11 protein-coding genes are annotated in these 15,793 nt (G+C 71.6%); 9 read left to right on the top strand and 2 right to left on the bottom strand.

The annotated features are described in order from the left end of the window. Positions 1 to 9 precede the first annotated feature (9 nt). The 6 genes from AC0KXF_RS10825 (at position 10) to AC0KXF_RS10800 (ending at position 8,013) form a co-directional block, all read left to right on the top strand. Positions 10 to 1,035: an AAA family ATPase gene (locus AC0KXF_RS10825; RefSeq protein ID WP_473109195.1), complete on the top strand. Its 1,026-nt coding sequence runs from the start codon at positions 10 to 12 to the stop codon at positions 1,033 to 1,035. Next, on the top strand, positions 1,032 to 2,414 hold the full coding sequence (locus tag AC0KXF_RS10820) for a DUF58 domain-containing protein (protein WP_473109194.1): 1,383 nt from the start codon (positions 1,032 to 1,034) through the stop codon (positions 2,412 to 2,414). Before AC0KXF_RS10825 ends, AC0KXF_RS10820 begins: the two co-directional genes overlap by 4 nt. Continuing rightward, positions 2,411 to 4,969: a TgpA N-terminal domain-containing protein gene (locus AC0KXF_RS10815; RefSeq protein ID WP_473109193.1), complete on the top strand. Its 2,559-nt coding sequence runs from the start codon at positions 2,411 to 2,413 to the stop codon at positions 4,967 to 4,969. Before AC0KXF_RS10820 ends, AC0KXF_RS10815 begins: the two co-directional genes overlap by 4 nt. Next, entirely contained in the window at positions 4,966 to 5,835 is an 870-nt protein-coding gene (locus AC0KXF_RS10810; RefSeq protein WP_473109192.1) for a PP2C family protein-serine/threonine phosphatase, read from the top strand. Before AC0KXF_RS10815 ends, AC0KXF_RS10810 begins: the two co-directional genes overlap by 4 nt. Further along, on the top strand, positions 5,832 to 6,308 hold the full coding sequence (locus tag AC0KXF_RS10805) for a hypothetical protein (protein ID WP_473109191.1): 477 nt from the start codon (positions 5,832 to 5,834) through the stop codon (positions 6,306 to 6,308). The genes AC0KXF_RS10810 and AC0KXF_RS10805 overlap by 4 nt, the downstream gene beginning before the upstream one ends. A gap of 136 nt (positions 6,309 to 6,444) precedes the next feature. Then, complete coding sequence (locus AC0KXF_RS10800; RefSeq protein WP_473109190.1) at positions 6,445 to 8,013, top strand: DUF5684 domain-containing protein; 1,569 nt, start codon at positions 6,445 to 6,447, stop codon at positions 8,011 to 8,013. Positions 8,014 to 8,146: 133 nt separating this feature from the next. On the opposite strand, the gene putP is transcribed toward AC0KXF_RS10800, so the two are convergent. Next, on the bottom strand, positions 8,147 to 9,634 hold the full coding sequence (putP, locus tag AC0KXF_RS10795; RefSeq protein ID WP_473109189.1) for a sodium/proline symporter PutP: 1,488 nt from the start codon (positions 9,632 to 9,634) through the stop codon (positions 8,147 to 8,149). 46 nt (positions 9,635 to 9,680) lie between these two features. Next, on the bottom strand, positions 9,681 to 13,364 hold the full coding sequence (locus AC0KXF_RS10790; protein WP_473109188.1) for a proline dehydrogenase family protein: 3,684 nt from the start codon (positions 13,362 to 13,364) through the stop codon (positions 9,681 to 9,683). Positions 13,365 to 13,581: 217 nt separating this feature from the next. On the opposite strand from AC0KXF_RS10790, the gene AC0KXF_RS10785 reads away from it, so the two are divergent. The 3 genes from AC0KXF_RS10785 (at position 13,582) to AC0KXF_RS10775 (ending at position 15,728) form a co-directional block, all read left to right on the top strand. Beyond that, positions 13,582 to 14,496, top strand: coding sequence for a LysR family transcriptional regulator (locus tag AC0KXF_RS10785; RefSeq protein WP_473109187.1), 915 nt, complete (start codon positions 13,582 to 13,584; stop codon positions 14,494 to 14,496). 105 nt (positions 14,497 to 14,601) lie between these two features. After that, positions 14,602 to 15,297, top strand: coding sequence for an endonuclease/exonuclease/phosphatase family protein (locus tag AC0KXF_RS10780; RefSeq protein ID WP_473109186.1), 696 nt, complete (start codon positions 14,602 to 14,604; stop codon positions 15,295 to 15,297). Positions 15,298 to 15,443: 146 nt separating this feature from the next. Further along, positions 15,444 to 15,728 (top strand): FmdB family zinc ribbon protein, encoded by a 285-nt coding sequence (locus AC0KXF_RS10775; RefSeq protein WP_473109185.1) that lies wholly within the window; start codon positions 15,444 to 15,446, stop codon positions 15,726 to 15,728. The last annotated feature ends 65 nt before the right edge of the window (positions 15,729 to 15,793 follow it).

Genomic DNA, 15,793 nt, shown 5'->3' with positions numbered 1-15,793 from the left:
GAACCGCAGATGACACCCGAGCAGCAGCCGATCCGCGACCAGATCCGCGAGCGAGGCGCCGCGGACGCGAGCGATCCGCTCACGGACGACCGCGCGCGCTGGGCGAGCGAGGCCGTGCGCACCGTCGCCGACGCGATGGAGCTGGCGATCCAGGGCAAGCGCCGCGTGATCGAGCTGGTGATCGCCACGGCGATGGCGGGCGGCCATGTGCTGCTCGAGGACGTGCCCGGAACCGGCAAGACCGCCCTGGCCCGCGCGCTCGCGAAGACCATGCACGGCACCTCGTCTCGCATCCAGTTCACCCCCGACCTGCTGCCGGGAGACGTCACCGGCATCACCGTGTACGACCAGAAGCAGGGCGTATTCGAGTTCCACGCGGGGCCGGTCTTCGCGAACGTGGTGCTGGCCGACGAGATCAACCGGGCGAGCCCGAAGACGCAGTCGGCGCTGCTCGAGGTGATGGAGGAGCACCAGGTGACGGTCGACGGGCAGACCCATCGCGTGCACGAGCCCTTCCTCGTGATCGCGACCCAGAACCCCGTCGAGCAGGCCGGCACCTATCGGCTGCCCGAGGCCCAGCTCGACCGATTCATGATCAAGACCTCGATCGGCTACCCCGACGACGCGGCCATGATGCGTATCCTGCAGCAGATCGCGCGCACCCCCGAGGTGCCCGCCGTGATGGGCACTGGCACGCTCTCCCAGCTGCAGCGGTTCGCGCGCTCCGTATCGGTGAGTCCGCTCATCGCCTCCTACGTCTCGCAGCTCGTCGAGGCGAGCCGCCGCGCGAGCGAGGTGCGCCTCGGCGCCAGCGTGCGAGGCGCGCTCTCGCTCGTGCGCATGGCCTCCGCGTGGGCGCTCGTGGCCGGCCGTTCCTTCGTCACCCCTGACGATGTGCGCGAGCTCGCCATCCCGGTGCTCGCGCACCGCCTCGTGCTCGAACCCGAGGCCGAGTTCGACGGCGTCACGGCGGAGGCCGTGATCGGACAGATCCTCATCGACACCCCGGTGCCGCGGGAGAACGGCACGGCGTGAGCGAGCACACCCGCAGCCGCCTGTTCCGCACCGCGACGCGCGGTACGCGGAGCACGCGCGGCACCCGCACATCGGCTCGCCTCGGCGAGACGCGCACCTCGACGCGCGCGCTGGATCCCACCCGGAGGCGGCGCCTCGTCGCGCGCAGGTGGTGGCGGCGAACGCGGCGCGGCATCTCCCTGGCCTGGCGGGGCGCCGCGCAGGCCGTCACACCGCTCGGCTGGTTCGTACTCGCGATGACGGTGGCCGGCGCGGTGCTCGGCGGCGCGCTCTCGTGGGTGGAGGCCTGGTTCGCGGCCGTCGCGGGCGGCGTGCTGCTGCTCGTCGCGCTGCCGTTCCTCATCGGCAGCCGGGCCTATCGCGTGCGCATCGTGCTCGACCGACGCAGTGTGACCGTCGGCGGTCGGGTGCAGGTGCGGGTGATCGTGGAGAACGGGGGATCGCGGCCTGCGCTGCCCGCGGTCGCGGAACTGCCCGTGGGGCCCGCTCTGCGCGAACTCGCGGTGCCGTTCATCGGCCCGGGCGCGGAGATCGAGCTGCCCGTGCAGGTGCCCGCGGTGCGCCGCGGCGTGGTCGCGGTCGGGCCGCTCACCGTCGCGCGCAGGGACCCGGTGGGCCTGCTGCGCCGGGAGGTAACCTGGCCCGAGCGACACCTCGTGCACGTGCACCCGGCCCTCGCGCCGCTGCCCCAGAACTCCGCGGGTCTCGTGCGCGACCTGGAGGGCGCATCGACCCGCCGCCTCACCGACTCCGACCTCTCGTTCTACGCCGTGCGCGAGTACGCCACCGGCGACGCCATGCGGCACGTGCACTGGAAGTCGACCGCCAAGACGGGAACGCTGATGGTGCGGCAGTACGAAGAGTCGCAGACCGCGCGCGTCGCGGTGCTCTTCGACGCGATCCGCGGGGAGTATCGGAGCGACGACGAGTTCGAGCTCGCGGTGAGCGTCGCCGCGTCCGTCTCGGTGCAGGCCGTGCGCGAGGGGCGCGAGCGCTTCGTCGCCTCCGCCTGGGCGCCCGGCCGGATGCGCCCCAGCGTCGACGGGCTCGAGGAGCTGCCGTCCCGCGATCCGCAGCAGCTGCTCGACGCGTGGGCCGAGCTCGAGGCGGTCACCGAGGGCGCACCGTTCGAGGTCCTCGCTCGGGGGCTCGCGCAGTCCCGCCGCCCGCTGTCGATCGTTGCGCTGGTCGTGGGATCCGCGGCCGACCTGACGCGGATCCGCAGAGCCGCGATCGTGTTCGCCCCCGATGTGCACGTGCTGGCGGTGCGCTGCGAGCTGCACGCCGAGCCGCGCGCGCAGCGCATCGATCCCCTCACCGTGCTCACGGTGGGGGCGCTCGCCGATCTACCGCAGCTGATGCTCAGGAGCTCGCTGTGAAGCGCGCGGCGGCCCGCTCGCTCCCGGGCTCGGCGGCCCGCTCGATCCTTGGGACGGCGGCCGCGGCGGCGGCCCTCGGGCTCGGCGTGTGGGCGGCGTGGCCGATCTACCGCACGTCGTGGCTCTGGGCCGTCGCGGTCGCCGCACTGGTTCTCGGCACCGGCATCGCGTGGGTGCGCGAGCGGTTCCGCCTGAGCCCCGTGGTGGTCGCCGCGCTCGCGCTCGGCGTCTTCGCGCTCACGGTCGTGCCGGTCGCGGTGCCCGAGGCGATGCCTCCTCAGGGCGCGCTCGGCCCGCTGCGCGGTCTGCTCGACGGCCTCGCCGCGGTCGCCCTCGGGTGGAAGCAGCTGCTCACACTGACGCTGCCAGTCGGCGTCTACCGCACGGTGCTCGTGCCGGTCTACGTCGTGTTCCTGCTCTCGGCGCTGCTCGTGGGAATCCTCGCGCGTCGGAGCTCACGCGCGGCGACCTTCGCCGCCGTCCCGCTGCTCGCGCCCGTCGCCTTCGGCACCGTGTTCGGGGCCTCGCAGGTGAGCGCGCCTCTGCACATCGGCGCGCTCGCGATCGCTGCTCCCCGCGAGATCGGCCTGTGGCTGGCCGCGGCCGCGCTGGCGGCGGTGTGGATCGGGCTCGTCTCGGGGGAGGATCGGCGTGCCGCGCTCAGGCTCGGCCGCGCCGCGGACGGATCCTCCCTCGGCGGGGGCAGGCGCGCGCGGACGCTCGTGGGCGCCGGCATCGTGGTCGTAGCGCTCGTCGCCGGCGGCGCGTTCGCCCCGGTGCTCGACACCGGAGCACGCGCCGTGCCCCGCGACCGCGTCGACCCCGAGATCGTCGTGCGCGAGCGTCCCAGCCCCCTGGCCTCCTACCGCGGGTTCAAGCGCGACGATGCGCTCGACGCGACGCTCTTCACGGTCGAGTCGAGCGGTGCGCTCCCGGAGCGCCTGAGGCTCGCCGTGCTCGACACCTACGACGGTGTCGACTTCCACGTCGGCGACGATGCCGCCGCCCGGTTCACCCGCTTCCCGAGCGGCGGTGCGATCTCGGCCGCCGAGCGCGTCACGGTACGGATCGGATCGGGGTACTCCGATATCTGGGCGCCGACCGCGCCGCTCGGCAGCCCGCCCGAGTTCTCGGGCGACCGCTCCGCCGAGCTCGCCGACGCGTTCTACGTGAACCGCGAGACGGGCGCCGCGGTGGCGGTGCCGGGTGGCGCGGGCCGTGTCGCCGGTGCGACGGGCAGCGCCGACGCGGTGGGGGGTCCTGCGGCGGGATCCGCCTCCGGCTCCGCGGACGGGCGCACCGCGGGGCTCGCAGAGGGCGACGTCTACTCCGCCCAGATGCAGACCGCCGCCGATCCCGGCATCGACAGCCTCGGAGAACCCGGCGCCCCGCTCTTCGACACCGAGGCCGCCCCCGAACTCGGCGCGTGGATCGAGCGGCAGCAGCAGCCCGACAGCGCGGCCGGGCTCATCGAGCTCATCGACCGGCTGCGGCAGCGCGGCTACCTCAGCCACTCCATGAGCGACGCCGACGGTGAGCGCCTGTGGCTCGAACGGCTCGGCGAGCGTTACGGCACGCAGTTCGAATCGAGCCCCGGAGGGCACTCCCTGGCGCGCATCGAGGTGCTCTTCGAGCAGCTCAACGCTCAGCAGATCGCCGCGGGCGACGGGGCGCGACCCGAGCAGCTCGTCGCCGGCATCGGCGATGACGAGCAGTTCGCGGCGGCCGCGGTGCTCATCGCCAGGGCGCTCGGCTACGAAGCCCGCGCGGTCGTCGGGGTGCGGCTGAGCGAGGGAGACGGGGATCGAGGCGAGGCAGGCGTGGACGGCGTTCCGTCCTGCACCGGCGAGTGCACGGGGGAGCATCTCGCGGCCTGGATCGAGGCCCGGGGGGATCGCGGGGAGTGGGTGCCCATCGACGTCACACCGCAGGTCGAGCAGCGCCCCGAGCGCCTGGAACAGGGCGAGCGGCTGCCCGAGTTCCCGACCGAGCCCGAGGAGCGCGACGCCCGCGAGGTCGATCCTCCGGTGGGCCTCGGCGAGCAGGGCGAGAGCGGCGAATCCGAGGCGCCGGCACCCGGTGCGTCCGATCTGTGGCCCGTGCTGCGCGCCGTCGGCCTGTCGCTCGCCGCTCTCGTGCTGCTCGCCGCACCTCTGCTCTTCCTCCCTCTCGCGAAGCGCCTCCGCGCTCGCCGCAGGCGCGCCGAGCCGGTGCCCGAGCTGCGAGCCATCGGCGCCTGGGAGGAGATGCTGGATCGGGCGGTCGACCTCGGTGCGGCGGTGCCGGCCGGCGCGACCCGCAGCGAGATCGCGGAGGGACTGAGCACGGCGCCCGCGCGCTGGGCCGCCGCCCAGGTGGATCGCGCGGTCTTCTCGCCGCACGGCATCGACGCGGGCACGGCCGACCAGCTGTGGCGGGCCGCCGAAGCGGATCATGCTGAGCGCGCAGCCGGCACGGGAATGATGACAAGACTTCGCGCGGCGTACTCGCTGCGCTCGTACGGAATCGGAGCGGGGCGGCGCAGGACGCCGCCCGGGGGAGGCTTGAGCGGATGAACGAGACGGTGACCCGGGCAACCGCGGGGCCTCCGGTGATCGCGGCGGCCGCGCGCACGGACGTCGGCCTGCGGCGAAGCATCAACGAGGATCTGGCGCTCGCGCAGCAGCCCGTGTTCGTGGTGGCCGACGGCATGGGCGGGCACGCCGCGGGCGATCTCGCGAGTGCGGCCGCGATCGCCGCGTTCGCGGAGCTCGCCGCGCTCGGCGGCAGCCGGCCGCTCGAGGTCGCCGACGTCGACGCCGCGCTCGACAGGGCCAGGGCCGCCGTCGACGTGATCTCGCGCGGAGACGAGCGGGGCGCCGGCTGCACCCTCACCGGCGTCGTGCTCGTGGAGCACCGGGGCGCACCGCACTGGTACGTGATCAACGTGGGCGACTCGCGCGTCTACCAGCATCGCGGCGCGAGCCTCTCGCAGATCACGTCGGACCACTCGCTCTACGCCGAGCTCGCCGCAGCCGGATACGAGGACGCCGAGCTCGCGCCCCGCAACGTGATCACGCGGGCCCTCGGATCCGACGACTCGCGCCACGACGGCTGGCTGCTGCCGTTGCGCACGGGGCTGCGGCTGCTGATCTGCTCGGACGGGCTGACCTCGGAGGTCGACGACGAGGAACTGCGTGCGGTGCTCACCGTGGGAGGGCGCCCCGACTCGGTGGCCGACGAGCTGGTGCGGCGCGCCTGCGAGGCCGGCGGTCGCGACAACGTGACCGTGGTCGTGGTCGACACGCTCTCGGACGGCTCGGGGTTCGGCGTCGGCTCGGGCGGGGGTGGAACCGGGGCCGGGCCTGAAGCCGGCGTCGGTCCCGCGGACGATGACGAGGTGGACGAGACCACCCTCGATGTGACGAGGCCGGCGTCGTGAAGCCCGAACGGCGGGGCGAACCCGAGGATCCGCACGACAAAACCGTCGTGGTGCCGAGACGAGCCGCCACAGCCCGGCACGGCGACGGAGCAGCATCGGTCGATGGTCCCGATGGCGCTCCGCCCGGCGACGAGACCGTGATCGCCGGTCGGCAGCCCTCTGCGCGGAAGCGCTCCGTGCGCGGAGCGTCGGAGCCCGCGGCCGATCCAGAACCGTGGCGTGGCGTGCCCGCACCCGTCTACGGCCCGCGCAGCGCGACGCAGCGGGGCGATGCGCCCGTGCCCGATGCGGTGCAACGACGGATCGGACCGGCCCCGAGCGCGACCGCGCAACCCGTGGTCGAGAGACCGCCGCTGCCGTCCCTGGCCAAGCGGGCGAGGCGATCCCGCACCATCACGATCATCGCCTACGCCGTGACCACGGCCCTGTCGGTTCTCGGTCTCTGGCTCGTGGCGGTGCTCGCCTTCGGGTGAAACGGACGAATCGGACGGCGAGGGAGACGGAAGAGCGCGGATAGCGTACGCGGCGAACCTTTGCGTCGCAGCACAGCCGCGGATATCGTTATGCAGTGTTGATGCCGCAATACTTGCGTCTGGAAAGCAGGAGCACATGCCCTCGACCCATCTGAGCCTCGACGTCCTCCCGATCATCGGCATGACGTACACGCCTGCTCCGTTCTTCGGGCCAGCGGTGATGCTCGCGATCCTCGTCGGGCTGTTCTTCGCCATCGCCTTCTACATCTGGTACCTGTGGTCGCTCTCGGTGCTGTTCCCGCGCATCGGACTGCCCTCGACGCACGGTTGGATCCCGGTGTGGAACCAGTGGCAGCTCGTGCAGCGCGGCGGCCTGCCCGGCTGGCTCGTGCTGTTCGGCCTCATCCCCGGCCTTTCGCTGGTGGCCTACGTGGTGTCGGTGATCGCGATCCACCGGCTCAACACCGAGCACGGCAAGGGCGGCGGGTACACGGTGCTGGGAGCCTTGCTGGCCCCCGCGTGGGCGATGGTGCTGACCAGCGCGATCGACGCCGAGCGCCCCGGCGCGGGGTACGACCCCGCCGCGTACCCGGCCCAGGGCGGGTACGCCGTACCTGGTGAGTACGCCGCGCCCGCCCCGATGTACGCGCCCCCGCAGCCGGTCGCGCCGCAGCTGCAGGCGGGGTCGGAGCAGGCAGGATCGTACGCCATGCCGGAGGCCGGTTCTCAGGCGTTCCCGGAGCCGGTGCAGCCTTGGCAGCAGCCCGGCGAGCCGCAGCGGTTCGCACCGCGGCCCGACGATCCGCAGGCAGGGGCGCCGAGCGTCGGTGAGCCGCAGCCGCCGCAGCCGGGCGACGAGTGGGGGTTCAGCCGCACCACCGCCGGCCATTACGAGCGTCTCGCCCAGGAGGACTTCCAGCGGCGCCAGGCCCCGCTCCTCGGCGCCGAGGAGCCGGCGAGGCCGTTCGCCTGGCCGAGCATCGAGGAGTCGAACCCGAGGCCGGTGCCCGCGGCTCCGCCGGCGGCCGCTACGCCGCCCGCGTCTCCGCCGGCTGCTCCGCCCGCCCCGGCTGCCCCGCAGCAGGCACCGCCCGCGGTGGTGCCGCCGGTTGTCGCTCCCGAGCCGTCGGCCGCCGGGCAGGAGTCCGACTCGCAGGAGTCCTTCTCAACGGTGCGCCCCTCCATCTTCGATTCGAACCCCGAGCAGAGCACCGATCCCGCGCCACGGGCCGCCACGCACCGAGCGGAGGATGAACCCGCGGAGGACGAGTTCGGCGAGACGGTGGACGCGCCCGCAGCATCGGCCGGAACGGTATTCGCCGAGTCGGCGACCGACGCCGCGAGCGAAGAAGACCTCGACCGCACGGTCGTGGTGCCCCGTCGGTCGCGATGGGGTCTCGAACTCCCCGACGGCGAGGTGCTCGAACTCCGCGGCGACGACGTCGTGGTGGGGCGCAAACCCCTGCCCAGGAACGGCAGCGCGGTGCTGCAGATCGTCGACCCCACGCGCACGCTCTCGAAGTCGCACGCTCGACTGCGCCGTGTCGACGAGACCTGGACCATCGAGGATCTCGATTCGACCAACGGCGTCGCCCTCGTCGACGAACACGGCGATCAGCTGCCGCTCGAGGTGAACCGCGAGGCTCCCGTGACCGAGCGTCTGGTGATCGGCACTCTCGAGGTCACGCTGCGCCGCCTCGGTTGACGCGCCGCGCGCTCGTCCCCGAGCCTGCGCCCGTCCCCGAGCCTGCGCCCGTTCCCTGAGCTTGCCGCAGGGACAAGAGCCCGGTTTCGGCCCTTCGACAGGCTCAGGGGACGAAACCGGGCTCGGCGTGGAACTACCGGCCGACGACGACCATCGCGCCGGTGTCGGTGAACTCCTGCTCGATCTCCTCGTTCCGCCTGTACGTGGCGAGGCTGACGACGACGGCCACCAGCATGCCGACGACGAAGCTCGGGAGCAGCTCGTAGAGGCCGGTGCCGAGAGCCTTCCAGATGAAGACGGTCGCCGCGCCGGACACCATACCGGCGAGGGCGCCCCAGTTGGTGAGCTTGCGCCAGTAGAGGCTCAGCAGCACGATCGGGCCGAACGCGGCTCCGAAGCCCGCCCAGGCGAAGCTGACGAGGCCCAGTACGGTGTCGTTCGGCACGAGGGCGAGGATCGCGGCGACGATGGCGACCGCGAGCACGCAGAGGCGCCCGAGCACGACGAGCGACTTCTGCGAGGGAGGCGTCTTCCGCACCACCTTGTAGAGATCCTCGACGAGAGCGGAGGAGCAGACGATGAGCTGGCTCGAGAACGTGCTCATGATCGCCGCGAGCACGGCCGCGAGCACGAGGCCGGCGACCAGGGGATGCAGCAGCGTCTGGGACATCATCAGCAGCACGGTCTCGGGGTCGCTCAGGTCGATGTTGTTCTTCGCGACGTAGGCGACGCCGATGAGGCCGGCGAACACGGCTCCGGCGAGCGAGACGATCTGCCAGGTGATGCCGATGCGACGACCGGTCCTGGCATCGGACGGGGTGCGCAGAGCCATGAAGCGCACGATGATGTGAGGCTGGCCGAAGTAGCCGAGGCCCCAGGCGAGCCCCGAGGCGATGCTGAGGATGGTCACGCTCGTGAGGCCCTCGCCCCCGAAGAGGTTGAAATGATCGGGGTGCAGCGACGAGATGAGCGCGGTGGCCTCGCCGAAGCCGCCCACGGCGACGACGGCGAAGACGGGCACGATGACCACGGCGATGACCAGCATCAGGCCCTGCACTACGTCGGTGAACGAGGCGCCGAGGAATCCGCCGAACAGGGTGTACGCGAGCGTGACGACGGAGACGAGCCCCATGCCGAGCAGATAACTCGAACCGAACGAGCTCTCGAAGAACTTGCCGCCGGCCACCATGCCCGACGAGATGTAGAGGGTGAAGAACACCAGGATGATGACGCTCGAGGCCACGCGGAGAATGCGGGTCTTGTCGCGCAACCGGTTCTCGAAGAAGCTCGGGATCGTGATCGAGTTGTTCGAGACCTGGGTGTAGGCGCGCAGCCTCGGCGCGACCAGTCGCCAGTTCAGGTAGGCGCCGATGGTGAGCCCGATGGCGATCCATCCCTCGATGAGGCCCGCCGCGTAGATCGCGCCGGGCAGACCCATGATGAGCCAGCCCGACATGTCGGAGGCGCCCGCGCTCAGCGCCGCGACCCATGCCGGGAGATTGCGGCCGCCGAGCATGTAGTCCTCGTGATCGGTGGTCTTGCGCGCAGCGAAGACGCCGATCGCGATCATCGCGGCGAAGTATATGCCGAGAGCGATGTAGAGATAGATCTGGTCGGACATCGTTGTCCCTTTCTCGAGTGCGGTTGGGGCAGGCGCCGGGGGCGGATCAGATGATCCCCTCCGACAGCCTGTTCGGCGTGCCGAAGCGGTGCGCCGTGATGGACACGGCCTGCTCGTGCAGGTAGGGAAGCATCTCGACGCGACCGGCTGAGACGACCCTACCGCCGTAGACGGCGATGTCGGGCTTCCCTGCCGCGGCACGATACACCTCGGCGGTCTCGCTCTCGCGGGAGTCGCCGGCGACGATCCGGATCCGTGCGCCGGCGTGCGGCCCGTCCTGGGCGGCGAGGTCGCGCACGCGGTCCCGCCACGCCCCCTGGTCCTCGAAGTGGACTTCGACGCGAGAAGCGACGAGCGCCGCGATCACGGGCTGAGGCAGTGCTACCGGGGTGCTCACGAGGAGGGCGGATCCGGCCGCGACTCCCGCCGCGATCGCGCGCACCGTGCGGTGCAGCGGCGCGTCGGCTGCGACACGGATCGCCACCGGCACGGGCCGGTAGCGCAGCAGGTTGCGCTCGACGCCCAGCCGGGAGGCGTCGCGCGCGATCCCGAACTCCTCGTCCCACGCGGCTGCGTCGGAACCGAGCGCGGCGCGCAGCCACTCCAGATCGTCGCCCGCGACGCCCGCCTGCTGCGCCGCCGTCAGCAGCGGTGCGACCGCGGCGCGCGGGGCTCGCAGCTCGCCCGCGACGGGGGCGTCGGTCCAATCGCCCAGGCCGTGCAGATAGTTCGGCCCGCCGGCCTTCGTGCCGGCGCCGATGGCCGACTTCTTCCAGCCGCCGAACGACTGACGGCGCACGATCGCGCCCGTGATGCCGCGGTTGACGTAGAGGTTGCCCGCCTCGATGCGATCGAGCCACAGCGCGAGCTCGTCGCGATCGAGCGAGTGCAGGCCGCTCGTGAGGCCGTAGTCGATCTCGTTCACCATGTCGATCGCCTCATCGAGGGTCTTCGCCGTCATGATGCCGAGGATCGGGCCGAAGTACTCGGTGAGGTGGTACTCGGATCCGCGCTGCACGCCGTCGCGCACGCCCGGGCTCCACAGCTTGTTGCCGCCCTGCTTGTCGAGGGCCAGCGGGCTGTCGCTCTTGAGCGGTTCGGGCTTCACGAGCCAGCGCTCGCCCGGGCCGAGGGTGGTGAGCCCGCGCAGCAGCTTGCCTTCGGGTGCGGTGATGATCGTGCCCATCTGCGTCTCGAGGTGGTCGGGAGTGCCGACCTTGAGCGAGCGCACCGCGTCGAGCAGCTGGCCGCGGAACCGCTTCGACGTCGCGACGGAGCCGACGAGGATCACGAGCGATGCGGCTGAGCACTTCTGGCCGGCGTGGCCGAAGGCCGACTGCGCCACGTCCCTCGCGGCAAGGTCGAGGTCGGCGTTGGGGGTGACGATGATCGCGTTCTTGCCGCTCGTCTCGGCGAGGATGGGCAGGTCGCGGCGCAGCTCGCGGAAGCTGACGGCGGTCTCGTAGGCGCCGGTGAGGATCAGCCGGTCGATCCGCGGGTCGGCGACGAGCTTCGAGCCGAGCCCGCGATCCGCGAACTGCACGAACTGCAGCACCTCGCGGGGCACCCCGGCCTCCCACAGCGCCTCGACCATCACCGCGCCCGAGCGAGCCGAGTTCGAGGCGGGCTTGATGATGACGGAGGAGCCCGCGGCGAGCGCCGACAGCACGCCGCCCGCGGGGATCGCGACGGGGAAGTTCCACGGCGGGATCACGGCGATGAGCTTCTGCGGCCGGTAGCTCGCGCCGTCGACCTGCTCGAGCTGCTGGCCGAGCATCGCGTAGTAGTTCGCGAAGTCGATGGCCTCGCTGACCTCGGGGTCGCTCTGGTCGAGGGTCTTGCCGCACTCCGAGCCCATCACCTCGAGCAGTTCCGCCCGGCGCGCTTCGAGGCGCTCGCCGGCGCGGTAGAGGATTCGAGCGCGCTCGTCGGCCCCGAGCGCCTGCCAGGCGTCGGCGGCCGAGACGCCGCGCGCGACCACGGCGTCGAGCGTCGCCTCGTCGCCGATGCGCGCCTCCTCGACGAGCGCGAGGCCCAGCCGGGAGTCGACCATGCGATCGGCGATGCCGCGTCCCCAGGCTCGGTTGCCCGGCAGATCGGGATCGGTATCGGGCGTGTTCTCGAACTCGCCGCGTCGGCCGGCCTCGACGCGTGCTTCGATCCGCGCCTCCGTGCCCGCCTCGTCGTAGCGGCGGCGATCCTGCACTCGATTCGGGGCGGGCACCGCGTAGCTCTGTGCGGAGCCGTCGCCCGTGATCCCCTCGAGGTTGTCGAGCGACGCGAGGAAGCGCTGCTTCTCCCGCTCGAACAGCGACGGGTCGTCGTTCAACTCGAACACCGCCGACATGAAGTTCTCCTGGCTCGCGCCCTCCTCGAGGCGGCGGATCAGGTAGGCGATCGCGACGTCGAACTCCTCGGGGTGCACGACGGGGGTGTAGAGCAGCAGCGAGCCGACCTCGCGCTTGACGGCCTCGGCCTGCCCGGTCGCCATGCCGAGCAGCATCTCGAACTCGACGCCCTGCTGCGCCCCGCGCGCCTTGGCGAGCAGCCAGGCGAGCGCCACGTCGAAGAGGTTGTGACCGGCGACGCCGATCCGCACGTTCTGCACCCGCTCCGGGGTGAGCGCGTAGTCGATGACGGCCTTGTAGCTCGTGTCGCTCTGCTGCTTCGAACCCCAGGTGGCCGCGGGCCAGCCGTGGATCGCGGCGTCGACGTGCTCCATCGGCAGGTTCGCGCCCTTCACGATGCGCACCTTGATCGGGGCCCCGCCGGCTGCGACTCGGGCTGCGGCCCACTGCTGCAGATCCATCATCGCGCTCAGCGCATCGGGCAGGTACGCCTGCAGCACGATGCCGGCCTCGAGCTCTGCGAACTCGGGTCGCCCGAGGATGCGCTTGAAGACCGCGATGGTGAGGTCGAGATCCTTGTACTCCTCCATGTCGAGGTTGATGAACTTCTTCGGGCTCGCGGCATTCGCCCGCTCGAACAGCGGCACCAGCTGCTGCTCGATGTGCGCGACGGCCTCGTCGAAGGCCCAGTGGTTGTGGGGCGCCACCGTCGACGACACCTTGATCGAGACGTAGTCGACGTCGTCTCTCGCGAGCAGCCGGTGCGTGCCTGCGAGGCGGCGCTCGGCCTCGTGCTCGCCCAGGATCGCCTCGCCGAGCAGGTTGATGTTGAGCCGCACCCCGTCGCGCTTGATCTTCGCGATCGCGGGGCCGAGCTTCGCGTCGCTCGCGTCGATGATGAGGTGGCTCACCATCTGCCGCAGCACTCTGCGCGCGATCGGCACGACGACACCGGGCAGCGGCTTCGCGAAGACCCCGCCGAGGCCGATGGCGCCGCGCATAGGGGCCGGCAGGAACTTCGGGGTGAGCGGCGTGAGCTCGTTCAGCTTCTTGGCCGCGGCGCCGAGATCCTCGGGGCGCACGACGCCGTCGACGAAGCCGACCGTGAAGTCGAGGCCGTTCGGGTCGCGCAGCACCCCGGCGAGGCGGGCGGCCGACGCGTCGACGGGGAACTCCGAGGCTTCGCGGAGCCAGCGCCGTACGAGCGCGACGGCTTCGTCGGCGAGATCCTGGGGGCGGGCGGCGGTGCCTGCGGCGTTGTCTGCTGGGCGGATGCTCACTGCTGACCTTTCTCGGGGCGCGGATCTTCGCGGGATGGCTTGTCCCGCCAGTGTGGATCCCGCCGAGCGTGAAGTAAAGCGATACTTTTTACCGAATATCATGAAGATGAACTGATGGATCGGGTCAGTGGGCGGGAGGCTCGTCGGTCCCAGGGAGGAGATCCGCGCCGGAGCGGGAGTTCTTGCGGAATACACCCGCTCAGGCCCGGATCTCCTCCCTCAAGGCCGGCGGTGAAACGCAGGATCCCGATCCCGACCGCAGGATCCCGACCGCAGGGCCCCGACCGCAGGATCCCCGAACCACAGGAAGGAGCCCCCGATGCTCGAGATGAAGCGCCTTCGACTGCTGTGGGAGCTGCACGCGCGAGGCACGGTCGCCGCGGTCGCCGAGGCCCTCAACTACAGCCCGTCGGCGGTCTCCCAGCAGCTCGCGATCCTCGAGCGGGAGGCGGGCGTGCAGCTGCTGCGGCGCACCGGCCGCACGCTCGAACTCACGCCGGCCGGCGAGGTGCTCGTTGCTGAGACCGAGGAACTGCTCGCGGGCCTCGAGCGCGCGGAAGCCTCGCTGCACCGGGTGCGCGAGGAGGTGATCGGATCGATCCGGGTTGCCGCCTTCCAGACCGCGATGCTCTCGATCCTCCCCGGCGCGCTGCGGCGATTGCGCGAGCGCTACCCGGGCCTGCGGGTCGAGGTCGTGCAGTACGAGCCGGGAGCTGCGCTGCAGGAGACCTGGATTCGCAGCTTCGATCTCGTCGTCGCCGAGCAGTACCCAGGCCACGCGGCCGAGCACTTCCGGGGGCTCGACAGGGAACCCCTCACGAGGGACCCGATCCGCCTCGCCGTGCCGCCGAGGGGCACTGGGGATCCCCGCTTCGACCTTGCGGAGCGCATCGAGGATCTCGCCGAGCTGCCCTGGGTCATGGAACCGCAGGGGGCCGCGACCCGGCACTGGGCTGAGCAGGCCTGCCGATCCGCGGGGTTCGAGCCCGACGTGCGCTACGAGACCGCCGACCTGCAGGCGCACATCGGGTTCATCGAATCGGGCAACGCCGTCGCGCTGCTCCCCGGGCTGGTGCACGTCGGCGCGGCTCCGCGCATGCGGTTCATCGAGCTGCCCGATCGCCCGCACCGCACGGTGTTCACCGCGGTGCGGGCGTCGCAGGGCAGACACCCCGCGCTCGCGGCCGTGCGGGAGGCGCTCGCCGTCGAGGCGGCGGCCCTGCCGTTCGAGTGAGGGCAGTTCCGACGTTGTGAAGCTCCTGGGACTGCCAGGCTATTCGGATCGGCGGGCGTAAGGTAGTGCTGTCGGATTCCGACGCCCACCGAGGAAGGAAGCTGCATGAAGATCGTCAGCTACAACCTGCGCAAGAACCGGGCCGTCACCGAGATCGGTGCCCTGGCGGAGGACCACGAGGTGGACGTGCTCTGCCTGCAGGAGGCCGAGGCGGTGGCGCTCCCCACGCATCTCGGCCACATGTCGCTCGTCCACGCGACCGAGCGCAACAGACTCGGCCTCGCGATGTACGTGCGCCAGGAGCGGTTCGTCGCCCGCTCGGCGCACACCTTCCAGCTCAAGAAGTCGCTGCACGATCGTCTCCTCGCGCCCGCCCACGAGCGCCTGCTCGGGGCACGGCTGCACGACTCCGAGACGAGACGTGATTTTGTGGTCGCGTCGTTCCACGCCGCGCCGCTCACTGCGCTGAACTCGCTGCGCCGGCATCAGATCCACGCCGCGCTCGGCGAACTGCGAGCGCTCGGCCCCGGCCTGCCGGCGCTCATGGTGGGCGACTACAACTACCCTGTCTTCAAGGGCCGGCTCGACACCGAGATGCGGGATCACGGCTACGAGCTGAGCCTGAGCGACAAGCGCACCTACACGCGCTACAAGATGTTCCGCGGGCACTTCGACTTCGCGACCTCGTCGGGTATCGACATCTCGAGCGTGCGCACGCTCAACCGGGGCCTCTCCGACCACCTTCCCATCATCGTGTCGGCGGCGCTGCGCGAGGACTCGCTGGTGCCCGTACCCGCGTAGAGGATCGGGAGCGGCGTCGGGCTGCTCCATTGACCTCCCCCTCGGGCGCCGTTATGGTGGCGGCAAGCGGGCCTCCGCGACCGGCGAATCGTTCGACGGAGAGATCGAATACTCCTGCTCAGCACCTGGATTCCGAGGGGGACCTGTTGCCCAGTTACTCGTATCGATGCTCGGAGGGATGCCGCTTCGACGCGCTCTATCCGATGGCCGAGGTTCCGCAGGAGACCGACTGCCGCGTGTGCGGCGCCCTGGCACGGCGCTCCGTGACGGCCCCGCACCTCTCCCGGGCCGGCAGCTCGGCGTTCCAGCTCATGGACCGGTCGGCGAAGAGCGCCTCCGAACCCGAGGTGGTGAGCAGCCTGCCCTCCTCTGGGGCTCCCCGACAGCGCACGACGAGCAATCCCCTGCACGCGAAGCTGCCGCGCCCCTGACGGCCCGTCGCCCCGGTCATTCGACCCCTCGCTCCTGAGCCCCCAGACCCGCGTCTTCACATCCG

This window comes from Leucobacter holotrichiae (genome assembly GCF_055791005.1).
Note: the sequence above shows the minus strand (reverse complement) of the source record. Positions and strands in the feature narration are given on the sequence as shown.

Excerpts from the sequence above, each read along its gene's own strand:
- AC0KXF_RS10825 (WP_473109195.1), top strand. The coding sequence starts at position 10 with ATGACACCCGAGCAGCAGCCGATCCGCGACCAGATCCGCGAGCGAGGC.
- AC0KXF_RS10810 (WP_473109192.1), top strand. The coding sequence starts at position 4,966 with ATGAACGAGACGGTGACCCGGGCAACCGCGGGGCCTCCGGTGATCGCG.
- AC0KXF_RS10800 (WP_473109190.1), top strand. The coding sequence starts at position 6,445 with ATGCCCTCGACCCATCTGAGCCTCGACGTCCTCCCGATCATCGGCATG.
- putP (WP_473109189.1), bottom strand. The coding sequence starts at position 9,634 with ATGTCCGACCAGATCTATCTCTACATCGCTCTCGGCATATACTTCGCC.
- AC0KXF_RS10790 (WP_473109188.1), bottom strand. The coding sequence starts at position 13,364 with ATGATATTCGGTAAAAAGTATCGCTTTACTTCACGCTCGGCGGGATCC.
- AC0KXF_RS10785 (WP_473109187.1), top strand. The coding sequence starts at position 13,582 with ATGCTCGAGATGAAGCGCCTTCGACTGCTGTGGGAGCTGCACGCGCGA.
- AC0KXF_RS10780 (WP_473109186.1), top strand. The coding sequence starts at position 14,602 with ATGAAGATCGTCAGCTACAACCTGCGCAAGAACCGGGCCGTCACCGAG.